Annotated in this window: 12 protein-coding genes; 7 read left to right on the top strand and 5 right to left on the bottom strand. The window is 72.6% G+C overall.

Annotation, left to right across the window (positions count from 1 at the left end; genetic code table 11):
• Positions 1-8: 8 nt before the first annotated feature.
• Positions 9-1,220 carry an RNA-guided endonuclease InsQ/TnpB family protein gene (locus tag ACF07B_RS07700; RefSeq protein ID WP_392178164.1) on the bottom strand — a complete coding sequence of 404 codons (1,212 nt, stop codon included), beginning with the start codon at positions 1,218-1,220 and terminating at the stop codon, positions 9-11.
• A gap of 152 nt (positions 1,221-1,372) precedes the next feature.
• Between ACF07B_RS07700 and ACF07B_RS07695 the strand changes: the two genes are divergently transcribed.
• From ACF07B_RS07695 to ACF07B_RS07670, 6 genes are all read left to right on the top strand, one after another.
• Entirely contained in the window at positions 1,373-2,692 is a 1,320-nt protein-coding gene (locus ACF07B_RS07695) for a M16 family metallopeptidase (RefSeq protein ID WP_392178163.1), read from the top strand.
• Positions 2,689-4,071: a M16 family metallopeptidase gene (locus tag ACF07B_RS07690; protein ID WP_392178162.1), complete on the top strand. Its 1,383-nt coding sequence runs from the start codon at positions 2,689-2,691 to the stop codon at positions 4,069-4,071. Before ACF07B_RS07695 ends, ACF07B_RS07690 begins: the two co-directional genes overlap by 4 nt.
• 98 nt (positions 4,072-4,169) lie before the next feature.
• Entirely contained in the window at positions 4,170-5,447 is a 1,278-nt protein-coding gene (locus ACF07B_RS07685; RefSeq protein WP_392178161.1) for an MFS transporter, read from the top strand.
• Positions 5,448-5,579: 132 nt separating this feature from the next.
• Positions 5,580-6,041: a nuclear transport factor 2 family protein gene (locus tag ACF07B_RS07680; RefSeq protein WP_392178160.1), complete on the top strand. Its 462-nt coding sequence runs from the start codon at positions 5,580-5,582 to the stop codon at positions 6,039-6,041.
• A gap of 315 nt (positions 6,042-6,356) precedes the next feature.
• Positions 6,357-7,112, top strand: a complete 756-nt coding sequence (locus ACF07B_RS07675) for a thioesterase II family protein (protein WP_392178159.1) — start codon at positions 6,357-6,359, stop codon at positions 7,110-7,112.
• Positions 7,109-8,050 (top strand): BTAD domain-containing putative transcriptional regulator, encoded by a 942-nt coding sequence (locus ACF07B_RS07670; protein ID WP_392178158.1) that lies wholly within the window; start codon positions 7,109-7,111, stop codon positions 8,048-8,050. Before ACF07B_RS07675 ends, ACF07B_RS07670 begins: the two co-directional genes overlap by 4 nt.
• A gap of 65 nt (positions 8,051-8,115) precedes the next feature.
• On the opposite strand, the gene ACF07B_RS07665 is transcribed toward ACF07B_RS07670, so the two are convergent.
• The 3 genes from ACF07B_RS07665 to ACF07B_RS07655 form a co-directional block, all read right to left on the bottom strand.
• The gene (locus ACF07B_RS07665) at positions 8,116-8,967 is read right to left on the bottom strand and encodes a hypothetical protein (RefSeq protein ID WP_392178157.1); all 852 of its coding nucleotides are present in this window, start codon (positions 8,965-8,967) and stop codon (positions 8,116-8,118) included.
• Positions 8,964-9,872 (bottom strand): acetylglutamate kinase, encoded by a 909-nt coding sequence (argB, locus tag ACF07B_RS07660; RefSeq protein ID WP_392178156.1) that lies wholly within the window; start codon positions 9,870-9,872, stop codon positions 8,964-8,966. The genes ACF07B_RS07665 and argB overlap by 4 nt, the downstream gene beginning before the upstream one ends.
• 274 nt (positions 9,873-10,146) lie before the next feature.
• The gene (locus ACF07B_RS07655; RefSeq protein ID WP_392178155.1) at positions 10,147-11,499 is read right to left on the bottom strand and encodes a lysine N(6)-hydroxylase/L-ornithine N(5)-oxygenase family protein; all 1,353 of its coding nucleotides are present in this window, start codon (positions 11,497-11,499) and stop codon (positions 10,147-10,149) included.
• 496 nt (positions 11,500-11,995) lie between these two features.
• Here ACF07B_RS07655 and ACF07B_RS07650 point away from each other — a divergent pair, with 496 nt between their 5' ends.
• Positions 11,996-12,652 (top strand): FMN-binding negative transcriptional regulator, encoded by a 657-nt coding sequence (locus tag ACF07B_RS07650; protein ID WP_392178154.1) that lies wholly within the window; start codon positions 11,996-11,998, stop codon positions 12,650-12,652.
• A 28-nt stretch (positions 12,653-12,680) separates the two neighbouring features.
• Here the strand turns inward: ACF07B_RS07650 and ACF07B_RS07645 are convergent, their stop codons facing one another.
• Positions 12,681-13,475, bottom strand: a complete 795-nt coding sequence (locus ACF07B_RS07645; RefSeq protein WP_369484529.1) for an LmbU family transcriptional regulator — start codon at positions 13,473-13,475, stop codon at positions 12,681-12,683.
• Positions 13,476-13,576: the final 101 nt, after the last annotated feature.

Here is a 13,576-nt window from a genome sequence, read left to right as displayed (position 1 = left end):
CCCCCTGCCTAAGGGCAGGGGATTCCAGCGGTCGCTCGCTGGGTTTCCTGCTTCACCGACGACCGCCCCGTCCGGGAGGATCCCCGTTGAGGTCTTACACCGTCTCCACAGGCAGACGCCGCCAGTCCGGCGGCCAGAATGTTGCATGCCGCGTTCACGTCGCGGTCATGGACGGATTCGCACGTGCCGCACGTCCAGTTGCGGACGTGCAGAGGCAGCTTCCCGAAGATCGTGCCGCAGATTCCACACAGCTTGCTGCTGGGGAACCAGCGGTCGATCACGACAAGTTCACGCCCGTACCAGGCGCACTTGTACCCCAGCATCGAGCGGAATTCCGTCCACGACGCATCCGAAATGCCGCGCGCGAGGCGGCCGTTCTTCAACAGGTTGCGGACGGCGAGGTCCTCGATCACGACCGTTTGGTTCTCACGGACGAGACGAGTCGACAGCTTGTGCAGGAAGTCCCGGCGCCGGTCGGCGATCCGGACGTGGACGCGGGCGACCTTCACACGGGCCTTGGCCCAATTGTTCGAGCCCTTGACCTTGCGCGACAGATCCCGCTGCGCACGGGCCAGCCGGGCGCGGTCGCACCGCTCGTGCTTGGGGTTGGTGACCTTCTCCCCGGTGGACAGGGTCACCAGGGAGGAGATTCCCACGTCGACACCGACAGCCGCCGTCGTGGCGAGGGCGGGGGTGACGGTGTCCTCGCAGAGCAGGGAGACGAACCAACGGCCCGCGCTGTCACGGGAGACGGTCACCGTCGTCGGCTCCGCCCCCGCCGGCGACGGACGCGACCAGCGGATGTCCAGAGGCCCGGACATCTTGGCCAGCGTCAGCGCCCCCTTGTGCCATTGGAAGGCGCTGCGGGTGTACTCGGCCGACGCACGGGACTTCTTCCGCGACTTGTAGCGCGGGTACCCGGTCCGCTTGGCGAAGAAGTTGTTGAACGCCGTCTGCAGATGCCGCAGGGCCTGCTGGAGCGGAACGCAGGACACCTCGGTCAGGAAGGCCAGCTCTTCGGTCTTCTTCCACTGCGTCAGCGCGGCGGACGACTGGCTGTAGGAGACTCGGCGCTGTTCGCTGTTCCAGGCCCGTGTGCGCTCCTCCAACGCCCGGTTGTACACCGTGCGGACGCAACCGAACGTGCGCGACAGCTCAGCCGCCTGCTCGTGCGTGGGGTAGAAGCGGTACTTGAAAGCCCGCCGGACCTGCTGCGTCACACCTCGCACGCTATCAACCCCCCTGTGAGTGCGGTGCGTCGGCCAAAGACGAGTCGCCGAATCGCCCTGAGGACGGTGCGGACGTCGTGCTCCGCGGGAGCTTCGCTTCTTCCCCAGACCGACGGCCGGGGTATGCGCGAAGGGACGAACCGATGACCTCACAGCCGACCGCCCTGGTCCTCGACAACGGGCTGAGCGTCCTGCTGCAGCCGCTGCCGGGCTGCCAGGTCGTCGCCACCTGCCTGCACGTCGGCACCGGTTTTCGCAACGAACCGGTCGCCGGCGCCGCCCACCTGCTGGAGCACGTCCTGGCCCAGGGCGCCTCCAGCAGCAGGCCGCTCACCGACGCGGTCGCCGCCACCGGCGGCACCGCCAACGCGCGCACCGCGGCCGACTACACCCAGTACACCTCCATCCTCCCGGCCGGCGCACTCGATCTGGGCCTGCGCATCGAACACGAGCGGCTCACCGACCCCGACCTCGGCCTGCCCCACGTCACCGCGCAGATCGCCGTCGTCCAGGCCGAGATCCGCCGCAACATGCTGCAACGCCCGCACGGCGGACTGGTCCTGTTCGACCTGCCCGCCCTGCTGCACGACAGCTGGCACAACCGGCACAACGGATACGGCGACATCGACGCCCTCGAAGACCTCGGCCCCGCCGAACTGGGCCGCTTCTTCCAGCAGTCCTACGCACCCGGCAACATCCACCTCGCCCTCGCCGGCGACTTCGACCCCGCGCACGCCCGCGACCTGGCCGAGCGGCACCTGGGATCCGTGCCGCCCCGCCCCGCACCGCCCCGCACCCACACCCCCGAGGCCCCGCTCACCGCGCCGCGCCGGGCACTGCGCGACGAACGCATCGCCGCCGCCGCTCGCACCGCGATCGGCTTTCGCACCCCGGACCCGGCCACCGCACCCGACGCCCACCTCGCCACCGTCCTGCTGGGCGAACTGCTGGAGAGCCTGGGCACCGACTGCGCCTGCCACCTTGCCGCCCGGCGGACCTGGGGCACGTTCAAGGCCCGCGCCCACCGCACCGGCAACCCCTTCGACGTCTCCCGCGACGCCCTGTTCGCCGTGGACTTCCCGCACCCCGCGGACACCGGACCCGACGAGGCCGAACACTGCCTGCGCAGCGTCCTCGCGAACATCGCCGACAACCCCGCACAGCTCACCGAGCCCCTGGCCCGCATCCGCCGCCAGCTCGCCCTGGCCCTGCACGCCGAACTGGACTCCGTGGCGAGCCAGGCGTCCTGGCTGTGCGTCGGCGCCGCAGTGCACCGCGACCCGCTCCACCTGGCCGCCCTGCCCGACGCCCTGCTGAAGCTGCCCGACACCCAGGTGGCCGCCGCGGCCGCCCGCTACGCCGCCGCCCCCGCCGCCCGCATCACCAGCCGCCCCGCCCCGGCAACCCCGGCGGCCCCGGCCCCGACCGCGGCCGGTGCCGTCCCCGCAGGAGCCACCCGATGACCGCCCCCACCGCACCCACCGCACCCCAGGCCGCGCCGCCCACCGCACCCCAGGCCGCGCCCACCGCACCCGAGGCGGCCTCCACCGCACCCCGGGCCGCGGCCGCGCAGCCCGCGGCCGTTCCGCACTTCAGCGCCCCCGCGCACAGCGAACAGACCACGGGCCGCGGCACGGCCGTCGCCGTCCAGCGCGCCGGAACCGGGCAACTGACCGAAGCCAGGCTGCTGTTCCCGCTGACCCCCACGCCCGGCGCGCACCCCAGCCGGGTCGAGGTGATGGCCGAGGCCCTGCGCGACGCCCTCACCGAGGCCACCGCGGACCTCGCGACCCTGCGAGTGGAGGCACGCAGCGACCGGGCCGTCATCGCGGTACGCACCTTCGCCGACGACTTCGCCGCCACCCGCGCCCGCATCCGCGACTGCCTCGACACCGGCCGCCCCCACCAGGGCGACCGGGTACGCGCGGCCGCCGACCGGGTCGCCCGCCGACTGACCGCCGCCGAAACCGTGCCCGCCTTCCTGGCCCGCAGCGGCTTCCTCGCCGCCGCCTACGGCCCCCACCCCTACGGCCGGACGGCGTCGGCCGCCGAGGCCGCCGGCGTCGACGGCACGCACACCGCGGCCCTGCTGCACAGCGCACCGGCCCCCCGCCGCCACAGCGTCGTCGTCGGCCCCGACCCGGCCGGGCAACTCCTGGAGCAGGCGGCCGCCCTGCTGCCCCGCACGACCACCGCCCCGCACCACGAGCCGGACGGCGGCGCACCCCCGCCACCCGCGCCCGCCCCAGGCCCGCCCCGCACCCTGCTCCACCCCGCCACCCCGCAGACCCTGCTCCGCCTGGGCGGCCTGGTCCCCGGCCGCGGCCACGACGACTACCCCGCCCTGCAACTGGCCGCGCTCATGCTCGGCGGCTACTACGCCAGCCGCCTCACCCTCGTCCTGCGCGAACGCGAGGGCCTGGCCTACGCGCCCCGCGCCGTCCTGGACCCGCTGGGAGCCCACGCCGTACTGACCGTGGAGGCCGACGTACGGCACGACGGCGCCGCCCGCGCCCTGACCCTCATCGCCCAGGAGACCAGCCGCCTGGCGGACGGCGCCTTCAGCGCACGCGAACTGCGCAACGCCCAGAACTACGCCGTCGGTTCCATGGCGATGGCCTGCTCCTCCCGCTCCGGACTGGCCTCGACCTACGCCGCGGTGCTGGCCGGCGGCCTGCCCGCGAGCTGGCCGGCCGGCTACGAGGACCGGCTGCGCGCCCTGACCGCGGCCGACGTGGCCCGCGCCGCGGCCACCCACCTGGCCGCGCCCGCCCTGACCGGCGTCGTCGTCGCCCCCGCCCGCCTTCCCGGCCTGCCGCCCACCACCCCCGAGGACACCTGAGCACACCCCAGGCAACAGGCAACAGGCAACACAGGGGCCGGACACCGGCCCGGACCGCCCCACCGAACCGGACCACATCAAGGATGGGACCCACCGCCGTGAAAGCGATCGTCCAGCGCACGTTCTCGTCATTACGCGGCCCGGCCCGGACACTCGGCGCGCTGCACTTCGTCGACAGCCTCGGCAACGGCCTGTTCATGGCCGGCTCCGCGGTCTACTTCGTCACCGTGGCCGGCCTGCCCGCCACCGTCGTCGGCCTGGGCCTGTCCGCCGCCGGCCTCAGCGGCTTCGTGGCCAGCCTCGTCTTCGGCCGGATGACCGACAAGGCCGGCGCCCGGCGCCTGCTCGCCGTCCTGCTGTTCCTCCTGGCCGGTTCCTACGCCCTCTACCCGGCCGTGCGCTCACCGGCCGCCTACTTCCCGGTGGTCGTCCTGATCGGCGCCCTGGAGTACGGCTGCGGACCCGCCTTCGGCGCGCTGATCGCCGAACTCGTCCCCGACGGCGAACGCGTCACCGCGCGGGCGGCCCTGCGCTCCTTGTTCAACGCCGGCTTCTCGGCCGGCGCGCTGGCGGCGGCCGCGCTGATCTCCCTGGGCAAGGACGCCCTCAGCCTGCTGCCGCTGGGCAACGGCCTGACCTTCCTGGCGGCGGCCGCCCTGGTGCTGAAACTGCCCGCGAACGCCGCCCGGGCCGCCGCCGACGGCCGTAAACCCTTCCGCGTCCTGCGCGACCTGCCCTTCCTCGGCGTCATCGGCTCCTCCAGCCTGCTCGCCCTGCACAGCGCCGTCCTGCTCGCCGGCATACCGCTGTGGATCGTCCGCAACACCGATCTGCCACGCGGTCTCGTCCCGCTGATCCTCGCCGTCAACACCGTCCTGGTGGTCCTCTTCCAGGTCGCGGCGGCCCGCGGCTCGGAGACCCTGGACGGCTCCGTGCGCGCGGCCCGCAAATCGGGACTGGTCAGCGTGCTGGCCTGCGCCGCCCTGGCCGCCGCGACCCTCACCGGATCCTGGGCCACCGGCGCCGTCACCCTCGGCGCGGTCCTGCTGTTCACCCTCGCCGAACTGTGGCAGGCCGCCAGCGGCTTCGGCCTCGGCTTCGGCCTCGCCCCCGAGCAGGCACGCGGCGAATACCTCGGCGCCTTCCACCTCCACATGGTCATCCAGGCCACCCTCGGACCCGCCCTCGTCGCCTTCCTCGTCATCGGCCACGACCTGGTGGGCTGGCTCGCCCTGGCCGCCCTCTTCCTGGCCGGCACGGCGGCCATCGGCCCCACCGTCGACCGCGCCCGCCGCAACCTCCCCGCACCGCCCCCCGAGCCCGCAGCAGCCCCCGAGCCCGCACCCCAGCCCCGGACGGCGGCCGGGAGCGCTTGAGGCGGTCTTGAAAGATGCTCGATCACCGCCTCGAAGACTGTCCGTACCCAACAGCGGATCCCCGGCACGGCCCGGGATCCCCCTGATGTCCCCCCACCCCGGGGACGCGGACAAAAGCGGAGGCTTGAGACCATGACCGTCGAGCTTGCGGGCACCGCCGAACGCACCCTGCCCGGCGACGAGTTCGCCGCCCTGTACGCACAGGCGCAGCGCTTCTACGCGCACCAGATGCGGCTCCTGGACACGCACGACACCGAGCGCTGGGCCGAGACCTTCACCGAGGACGCCCTGCTGCACCCGCTGTCCCAGCCCGGGCCAATACGGGCACGCGCCGGGCTGGAGAACTATGTGCGCGCCGGCGCCGCCCACCAGCGGCGGGCCGGCAGCCGCCTCGACCACTGGGTCGGCATGCTCGACGTACGGCCGCAGCCGGACGGTTCGCTGCACACCCGCTGCTCGGCCCTGGTCCACGCCACACCGGGCCAGGGCGGCCCCAAGGTGCTGTACGTGTGCGTCATGCAGGACGTCCTGGTCCGCTCCCGAGGCGAATGGCGTATCGCGCACCGCCGGGTGACCCGCGACGACCTGGCCTGAGCCGGGGCAGCCGGCAGCGCGGCAGGATCGCCGCAGCCGAGCTCGAAGTTCCGTACAGCGAAAAGGACATGAGACAGAACCCCGCCTAGAGTCGGCCACGCACATCCCCTCCCCGTCCGCGCCCGCCCGCCGTCCTCGACGAGGGCGGGCGCGTCGACGCACCAGGACGCGCTCCAGAAGGACTTGAGAGCGGTTCGAGGCCCGCTCATGACGGCCGCCGCCGCGGGCCGGGCGCCGCTATCGTCGGCATTCCCCTGGTCCGGGCCCCCGCGTCACCCGGTCCGGACGCCGAAGCGTCTCGTCGATGGAGTGCCCATGCCCAAGGCGGAAGAGCCGAAGCTGCGCCTGTTCGTGTTCCACCACTCCGGCGGTTCGCATCTGGCCTACCGCGGCTGGTCCTCCAGCTTCCCCGCCCACTGGGATGTGCAGATCCCCGACGCACCGGGCCGCGGCCCCCGCGACCGGCGCCCCGCACTGAGCGACGCCGGCGCCCTGCTCGACCACTTCCTGCACGAGCTGGACACCCGCCTGACGGGCCCCTACGCGTTCTTCGGGCACAGCATGGGCGGACTGGTCGCCTACGAACTGACCCGCCGCCTCCTGGACATGGGCCGCACACCGCCCCTGTGGCTCGGCATCTCCGCACGCGGCACACTGCACCCCGACGGCGACCCGGTGCGCCGGCACCTGCTGAGCGACGCCGAACTGCGCCACGAGCTCGCGACGATGGGCGGCACTCCTTCCGAGGTCATGGACCACGACGAACTGTGGGAGCTGTTCGAGCCGACCATCCGCGCCGACCTGCGCATGAGCGAGACCTGGCGCACTCCGCCGCTGACCGCGCCGCTGCCGGTGCCCCTCTCGGTGTTCGGCGGCACCCGGGACCAGGTGGCGCCGCCGCACCGCCTGGACGGCTGGGCCCGATCCAGCGAGCACTTCCTTGGCCGACACCTCTACGACGGCGGCCACTTCTACTTCCAGGACCACCTTCCCGAGGTCGCCCGGCAGATCCAGGACGACGTGCGCCAGGCCGCGCTGACCGCCCGCGCCCCCTTCGCGACACCGCGATGACCCTCCACAACCTCGCCGCACCGGCCCCGGCACACACCCAGGCCACCGGGACCATCGAGGCGACCGAGTTCCGGCTGCTGGGTCCCGTGGCCGTCTACGACCGGGGGACCCAAACGGGCATCACCCCCTCCGGCCCCAAACAGCGGGCCCTGCTCGCCACGCTGGTCGTCCACGCGGGCCAACAGCTCTCCGTGGACCGCCTGGTGGAGGAACTGTGGGGTGACCGGCCCCCCGCCAACGCACCCAGCGCCCTGCACACCCACGTCGCCCGGCTGCGCCGGCTGCTGCCCGCTCCGGGCCACGAGTGGATCAGCACCCTGCCCACCGGATACCTGCTGAGCCTGGGCAGCGCCTCGACCGACGTGGCCCGCTTCACCCGGCTGTCCGGCCAGGGCCGGGCGGCCGCCCCCCAGGACCCCCGCCACGCGACCCGCCTCCTCGGCCAGGCGCTCGCCCTGTGGCAGGGCACGGCCCTGCAGGACAGCTCGCACGGCCCCCTGTGCACGGCCGAGGCGGACCGCCTGGAGGAGCAGCGCCTGACCACGCTGGAAGCCCTGTACGAGGCGAGCCTGAACTGTGGCAGACACACCGAGATCGTCGGTGACCTGGAACGCCTCACCGCCGCCCATCCGCTGCGCGAGCGCCCCTACGACCTGCTGATGGTCGCCCTGTACCGGTGCGGGCGGCAGTCGGAGGCCCTCGGCGTCTACGAACGCGCGCGCCGCCGTCTGGTCGGCGCGCTCGGCGTGGAACCGGGCCCCGCGCTGCGGTGCCGCCTGGAGACGATCCTCAACCACTGCCCCACGCTGGCCCCGTCGCCTCCGCGCCATCCGGACCTGGCCGCGCAGGCGGCACACCTCCAGGCCCGGATCGACCAACTGGTGCGGGAACAGGCGGTCTTGATGCGCAGAGTCCAGGAGCAGGGCGCGGGCCGCTGACCCAGCGGCCGGCCGCCGCCGCCCGGTGCTCCGGTACATCAGGCGGCGGCGGTCTGCCCCAGGGATCAGAGCAGTTGGGTGAACGCGGCGAAGACGTCGTCGAGTTCGTTGGTGTGCACGGTGAGCGACTCGGGCGTGAGCGCTGCCGCGTCGAGGGCCGCGAGCACGGAGCGCAGCGTCTGGACGCCCGCGTCCGCGGGGACCTGGAGGGTGTGTGTCCCGGGCTCGCTCCACGCGCCGTCGAAGCAGGCGCCGGCACGCTCCAGCGCGCTCGCGTCGGCGAACCGCAGGCGGATGACGGCGGCGGGCGGCTCGTCGCGGGGCGCGGGCCACAACCCACCGTCACCGGAATCGTGTTCGCTGTCCCCGTCATAGAACTCGCCTTCGCGGGGTTCGCGTTCGCCGCCGTCGACGCAGAAGTCGCCCTCACCAGGCTCGCGTTCGCCGCCGCCGTCGCTGAACTCGATGTCGTGGAGCTCGCGTTCGCCGCCATCGCCGCCGGGGCCGCCGGAGCCGGGGACGGCAGCCCCGGGGGCGGCGGCGGCCGGCCGGTTCGGGCCGGGTGCCCGGTAGGCGGGCAGGAGGCTCAGGGCGGAGCGGACCCGGGGCACCGTGTACTGGGGCCCGTCGAAGGAGAGCGCGCCACCGCTCCCGTACCCGCCCGCGTCATCGCCGTCGTGCCAGGGGCCCTCCTCGGCCAGGGCGTCCAGCAGGACGGACCTGGCCTCGGACGGCAGACAGGCGGCGAGCCGGCGCGCGCACGCCCGGGCCTCGTCCTCGTCCGTCTTGGCCACGGTGACCAACTCGTGCACGAGCACCGCCGGTTGCGGGGCGCCCCCGGAGCGCGCCGGCTGCCAAGAAGTACCCGCGGGCCCGCCGGCCCGCGGCCCCTGTCGCTGTCGCCACTGCTCGTTCAAGGCAGGACCTCCTCCTCGTCCGGGTCCGGCACGATCACCGTCCCGATCCCGTCGTCGGTGAACATCTCCAGGAGGACCGAGTGCGGTATCCGCCCGTCGATCACCCGGGCCGCGCCCACCCCGCCCCGTACGGCCTTCAGGCAGCCGGTCATCTTGGGCACCATGCCCTCGCTCAGTTCCGGCAGGAGCTTTTCCAGCTCGCCGGCCGTCAGCCGCGGGATGACCTCGGCACTGTGCGGCCAGCCCGCGCACAGCCCCGCGACGTCCGTCAGCATGACGAGTGTCTCGGCCCGCAGCGCGGTCGCGAGCGCCGCCGCCACGGTGTCGGCGTTGACGTTGTAGACCAGGCCGTCCTCGGTGCTGCGGGCGAGCGGGGAGACCACCGGGATCCGGCCGCTCGCCAGCAGGCCGTCCAGGCTGGTGGTGTCCACGCCGGTGATGTCGCCGACCCTGCCGACGTCGACGGGTTCCCCGTCGACCCACGGCACGTGCCGTACCGCGGTGAGGGTGTTGGCGTCCTCGCCGCTCATGCCGACGGCGAGCGGGCCGTGACGGTTGATCAGCCCGACCAGCTCGCGCTGCACCTGGCCGGCGAGGACCATGCGGACCACGTCCATCGCGGCTGGTGAGGTGACGCGCAGGCCTGCCGCGAACTCGCGTTTCATGCCGCGCCGTTCGAGCTCGGCGTCGATCTGGGGGCCTCCTCCGTGCACCACCACGGGCCGCAGCCCGGCGTAGCGCAAAAAGGCGATGTCGCGGGCGAAGACCGCCGTGAGGTTCTCGTCGACCATGGCGTGTCCGCCCAGTTTGACGACGACCCTGCGGCCCTGGTGGCGGGCCAGCCACGGCAGGGCGTCACCGAGGGACCGGGCCTTGGCCTGGGCCTGCTGCACGCTGACGGTCATGAAACCCTCGCCCGCCGAACGAGGCCGCCGACCGGGGAATTGGCGCTCATGGTCTCGACTCCTTTTGTGGGGGCCCCGGCCGCGGGTCGGGTCCCATGACCGGTGGACATGCGCTGGAGAGCTGCACGAAAGGACTTGGCTGTGCTGCGGGTTCTTGGGACGGTGAACACCGGCCGGCCCGAGGAGGCGGCGCCGCGGTCGTCGCGCGCGGGTTCTCGAGTGTCCTGCCGCGGGGTCACGTCCTGTCAACGGGACGGTGGTTCGGCCTGCCGTTTCAGGCGGCCGAGCGGGCGGCCCGCACGTCGCCGCCGCGGCTCAGTTCCTGCCCGGTGCGCCGCAGCACGATCGAATCGGCGATCTCACCGCTGCGCACGGCGATGTTCGACAGCAGGGCCGAGGACAGGCCGTGGGTGTGCTCGGTGCCGCCCTGGAGGTAGACGCCGCTGGTCAGCCCTGACGCGCTGACGAGGCGGTAGTCGCGTTCCACCTGGTGCCGGCCCGCCGTGTCGCGCAGGAAGTGCCGGTCGAAGTCGCCGAGCAGGCGGGCGGGGTCCAGGCCGTCGTAGCCGGTGGCGAACACCAGGGCGTCGACGGCGAGTTCCTCCGTCCGGTCATCGAGCAGCGAGCGCAGGCTCACCCGTGTCTCGTTCCCGGCGCGCTTGACGTCGGTGACCCGGGTGAGGTTGCGAAAGTGCAGGCGTTCGCTGCCGCGCACCCGCTCGTCGTAGGAACGCCGGTACAGGTCCCGGATGACGTCGGAGTCGACCACCGAGTAGTTGGTGTTGCGGTGGTAGCGCCAGAAGGCGTCCCGTGCCTGCTCGGTGCCGAAGTAGTGGTCGTCGACCGCGCCGGGGTCGAACACCTGGTTGGCGAAGGGCGTGTCGTCGGCGATGGCGTAGCCGTAGGAGGGCACGACCGCGGAGACCTGGGCGTGCGGCAGTTCGTCGTGGAAGAAGCGGGTGATCTCGGCCGCGCTCTGGCCGGCGCCGACCACCGCCACGCTCTTGAGGTCCTTGGGGTCCTGCGCGCCGAACCTGCTGAGGAACTCCGAGCTGTGCCACACCCGTTCGTCGGACGTCACGTTGTCCGGCAGGCGCGGCACCAGGCCGGTGGAGATGACCACGTTGCGTGCGGCGACCACCCGGGTGGTGCCGTCGCCGGCGCGCACCTCGATCTCCAGGAGGTCGCCGGCCTGCGCTCCGGCCTCGGGGACGGACCGGATCGAGGTGACCTCGGCGCCGTAGGTGACCCGGTCGCTCAGGTCGGCGGCCGCCCACTCCAGGTACTGGTGGAACTCCTGGCGGGTGGGGAAGAAGTCCTGGTTGTTCACGAACTGCACCAGCCGGTTCGAGGCGTGCAGGTAGGAGACGAAGCTGTACCGCGACAGCGGATTCCTGTACGTCGCCAGGTCCTTGAGGAACGAGATCTGCATGGTCGTCGACGGCAGCAGCATGTTCCGGTGCCAGCCGAAGGCGGGCTGCCTCTCGAAGAAGTGGGCGGTGACCGGATGCCGGGGAGTGCTGGCCCCGTGTTCTTCCAGAGCGATTGCGAGCGACAGGTTGGACGGGCCGAACCCGATACCGACCACGTCGTAGACCTCTTCGCTCCGCCTGCCCGTTGTCTCCATGTGAATGCTCCCGATGCGTCTGGAAATCAACCGGTGGCCCACAGCGCCTTCCGGCTTGGCAAAACCTTGCCATGATGTTGGCAACTCGATCCTGAGATCTGGTCTCGTGACGCTGGAGTGGTGGCGGAGTCGCTGGTGAGAGGGGTGAATTCACCGCACGACGGCGGGAGTCCATTGCCGGGCGCCCATTGTCGGCCGCCGGCCGCCAGTCGCACGGCCGTGACGGCGCGCGGACGGGGTCCGCCGGTCTGTCGCGCCGGGAGGCCGAGGGTGCCGGGAGGCCGAGGGTGCCGGGGTCGGACGGTGGGCTCGGGGGAGGGCGGGAAAAGGCGAAAGCCGCGTGTTTCCGGAGCGTTTCTCGAAGAAGAATCGAAGACCGCTGGAAGACCCCTTTAGACCTTCTCCAGGTCCTCGACATGTGGAAGCATTGTCCTGTCGGCGGGACGGCCGTACGGTCCTGGGAATCCTCGAAACAGACCGATTTCCGAAAAGGAGAATGCGAATGTTCGTGCCCAGCTTTTATCGCGAGCCGAATAATTCCTGGATGGCGGATCTGATCCGCGACAACCCGCTGGCTCTCGCGGTGACGAACGGCAGCCCCGAGGACGGTCCCTTCGCCACGCACCTGCCGGTCATCTTCGACCCCGACGCGTCCGGCGACCCCGGCGCGTCCGGTGAGCTGACGGGGGCCACCCTGCTCGGGCACATGAACCGGGCCAACCCGCACTGGGCGGCGCTGCGGCCGGGCGGCGTGCTGCTGCTGACGTTCACCGGCCCGCACTCGTACGTGTCACCCACCGTGTACGGGAAGACTCCGGCCGCCCCGACGTGGAACTTCACCGCGGTGCACGTCCGGGGCGTGGTGGAGAAGATCGACGCGACCGAGGAGACGCTGGGCGTGGTGCAGTCCACCGTGCGCGCCTTCGAGGGGGCCTTCGGCGACGGCTGGGACATGACCGACTCGCTCGGCTACTTCCGCCAGATCGTGCCCGCCGTCGGGGCCTTCCGGTTCACGGTCACGGGGGCCTCGGGCATGTTCAAGCTCAGCCAGGAGCAGCCGGGCGAGGTGCGCGAGCGGGTGCGGACGTCGTTCGGGCAGAGCGGGTGCACCTACAAGCGCGAGGTCGCCGGGCTGATGAACCGGCTGCCGTGAGACGCCGGTGGCCTCGGCGCCGAGGACTTCAGGCGCTGATGGCCACCGGCCGGCTCCGCTGCTCGGCGAGCCCCTTCGCGTCCTGCACGCCCCTGTCCTGCACGCCCCTGTCCTGCACGCCCTTGAGTCCGGCGGGTTCGGGGTGGTCCGCCGGTGTGCCGGGCTCCTCCAGGGCGGTCGCGGCCGCGCTGTCCAGCGTGGTCATCACCCACTGCTCGAAGTCGACGCCCAGCTGCTGAGCGGCCTGGTGCCACCACTCCAGCCGGCTGCCGGGAACCTCCAGGCGGCGGCCCGGCTGGGCGGGAGCGGCCGGCTGCTGTTCGCCCTGGCGTGCGGCGCGCAGGGCGCCGCGCAGCTGTTTGGTGGTCCACTGCCGCTGTTCGGCGCGGTCGAGCCAGAGCTCCTGGTCCGCGACCGGCATGGAGGCCAGCTCGGCGTGGTGCTGGAAGCTCAGGGCGGGGCGGCGCCGGCCGAGGTCGAAACGCCGTGAGACCCACGCGTAGTTGCGCAGGGTCTGGTACGACAGGTTGGCGGCGCGTATCCCGCGCTGGTAGCGGTCGGTGTAGTGGTCCTTGCCGTACACCATCCAGTCGCCCAGCCACCAGGAGGAGGAGTCGACGACGTCGGCGAGCTGCCGGCCGGCCCGCTCCCACTCGTCGTAGGCCATCTTGGCGGGCATCTGCAGGCCCACCTTGGTCGTCAGCACCGGGACCCGGCGCGGCGCGGACGCCGTGGCGCGTGCCTGCCGCGGCGTCACCTGTGAGGCGGTGGTCGCCGTGCCGCCGTGCGGCCCCGCGGTCTGACCGGCCTGATGCGCCATCATGCCTCCTGAGAACGGTGCATATAACCGTCGATAAGGCTCGCAGGGCGGCCTGGGGTGGCACCGGAGCGGCACTCGAACGGTTGCACATCGAACCTTTTTGT

The organism is Streptomyces sp. NPDC015532 (assembly GCF_043078065.1).
GTDB lineage: Bacteria > Actinomycetota > Actinomycetes > Streptomycetales > Streptomycetaceae > Streptomyces.
This window is presented reverse-complemented; position numbering and strand designations above follow the sequence as displayed.

What these genes read in the sequence shown, in the direction of transcription:
- ACF07B_RS07695 (WP_392178163.1), top strand. Translation starts at nt 1,373, where the DNA reads ATGACCTCACAGCCGACCGCCCTGGTCCTCGACAACGGGCTGAGCGTC.
- ACF07B_RS07690 (WP_392178162.1), top strand. Translation starts at nt 2,689, where the DNA reads ATGACCGCCCCCACCGCACCCACCGCACCCCAGGCCGCGCCGCCCACC.
- ACF07B_RS07680 (WP_392178160.1), top strand. Translation starts at nt 5,580, where the DNA reads ATGACCGTCGAGCTTGCGGGCACCGCCGAACGCACCCTGCCCGGCGAC.
- ACF07B_RS07675 (WP_392178159.1), top strand. Translation starts at nt 6,357, where the DNA reads ATGCCCAAGGCGGAAGAGCCGAAGCTGCGCCTGTTCGTGTTCCACCAC.
- ACF07B_RS07670 (WP_392178158.1), top strand. Translation starts at nt 7,109, where the DNA reads ATGACCCTCCACAACCTCGCCGCACCGGCCCCGGCACACACCCAGGCC.
- argB (WP_392178156.1), bottom strand. Translation starts at nt 9,872, where the DNA reads ATGACCGTCAGCGTGCAGCAGGCCCAGGCCAAGGCCCGGTCCCTCGGT.
- ACF07B_RS07655 (WP_392178155.1), bottom strand. Translation starts at nt 11,499, where the DNA reads ATGGAGACAACGGGCAGGCGGAGCGAAGAGGTCTACGACGTGGTCGGT.
- ACF07B_RS07650 (WP_392178154.1), top strand. Translation starts at nt 11,996, where the DNA reads ATGCGAATGTTCGTGCCCAGCTTTTATCGCGAGCCGAATAATTCCTGG.
- ACF07B_RS07645 (WP_369484529.1), bottom strand. Translation starts at nt 13,475, where the DNA reads ATGATGGCGCATCAGGCCGGTCAGACCGCGGGGCCGCACGGCGGCACG.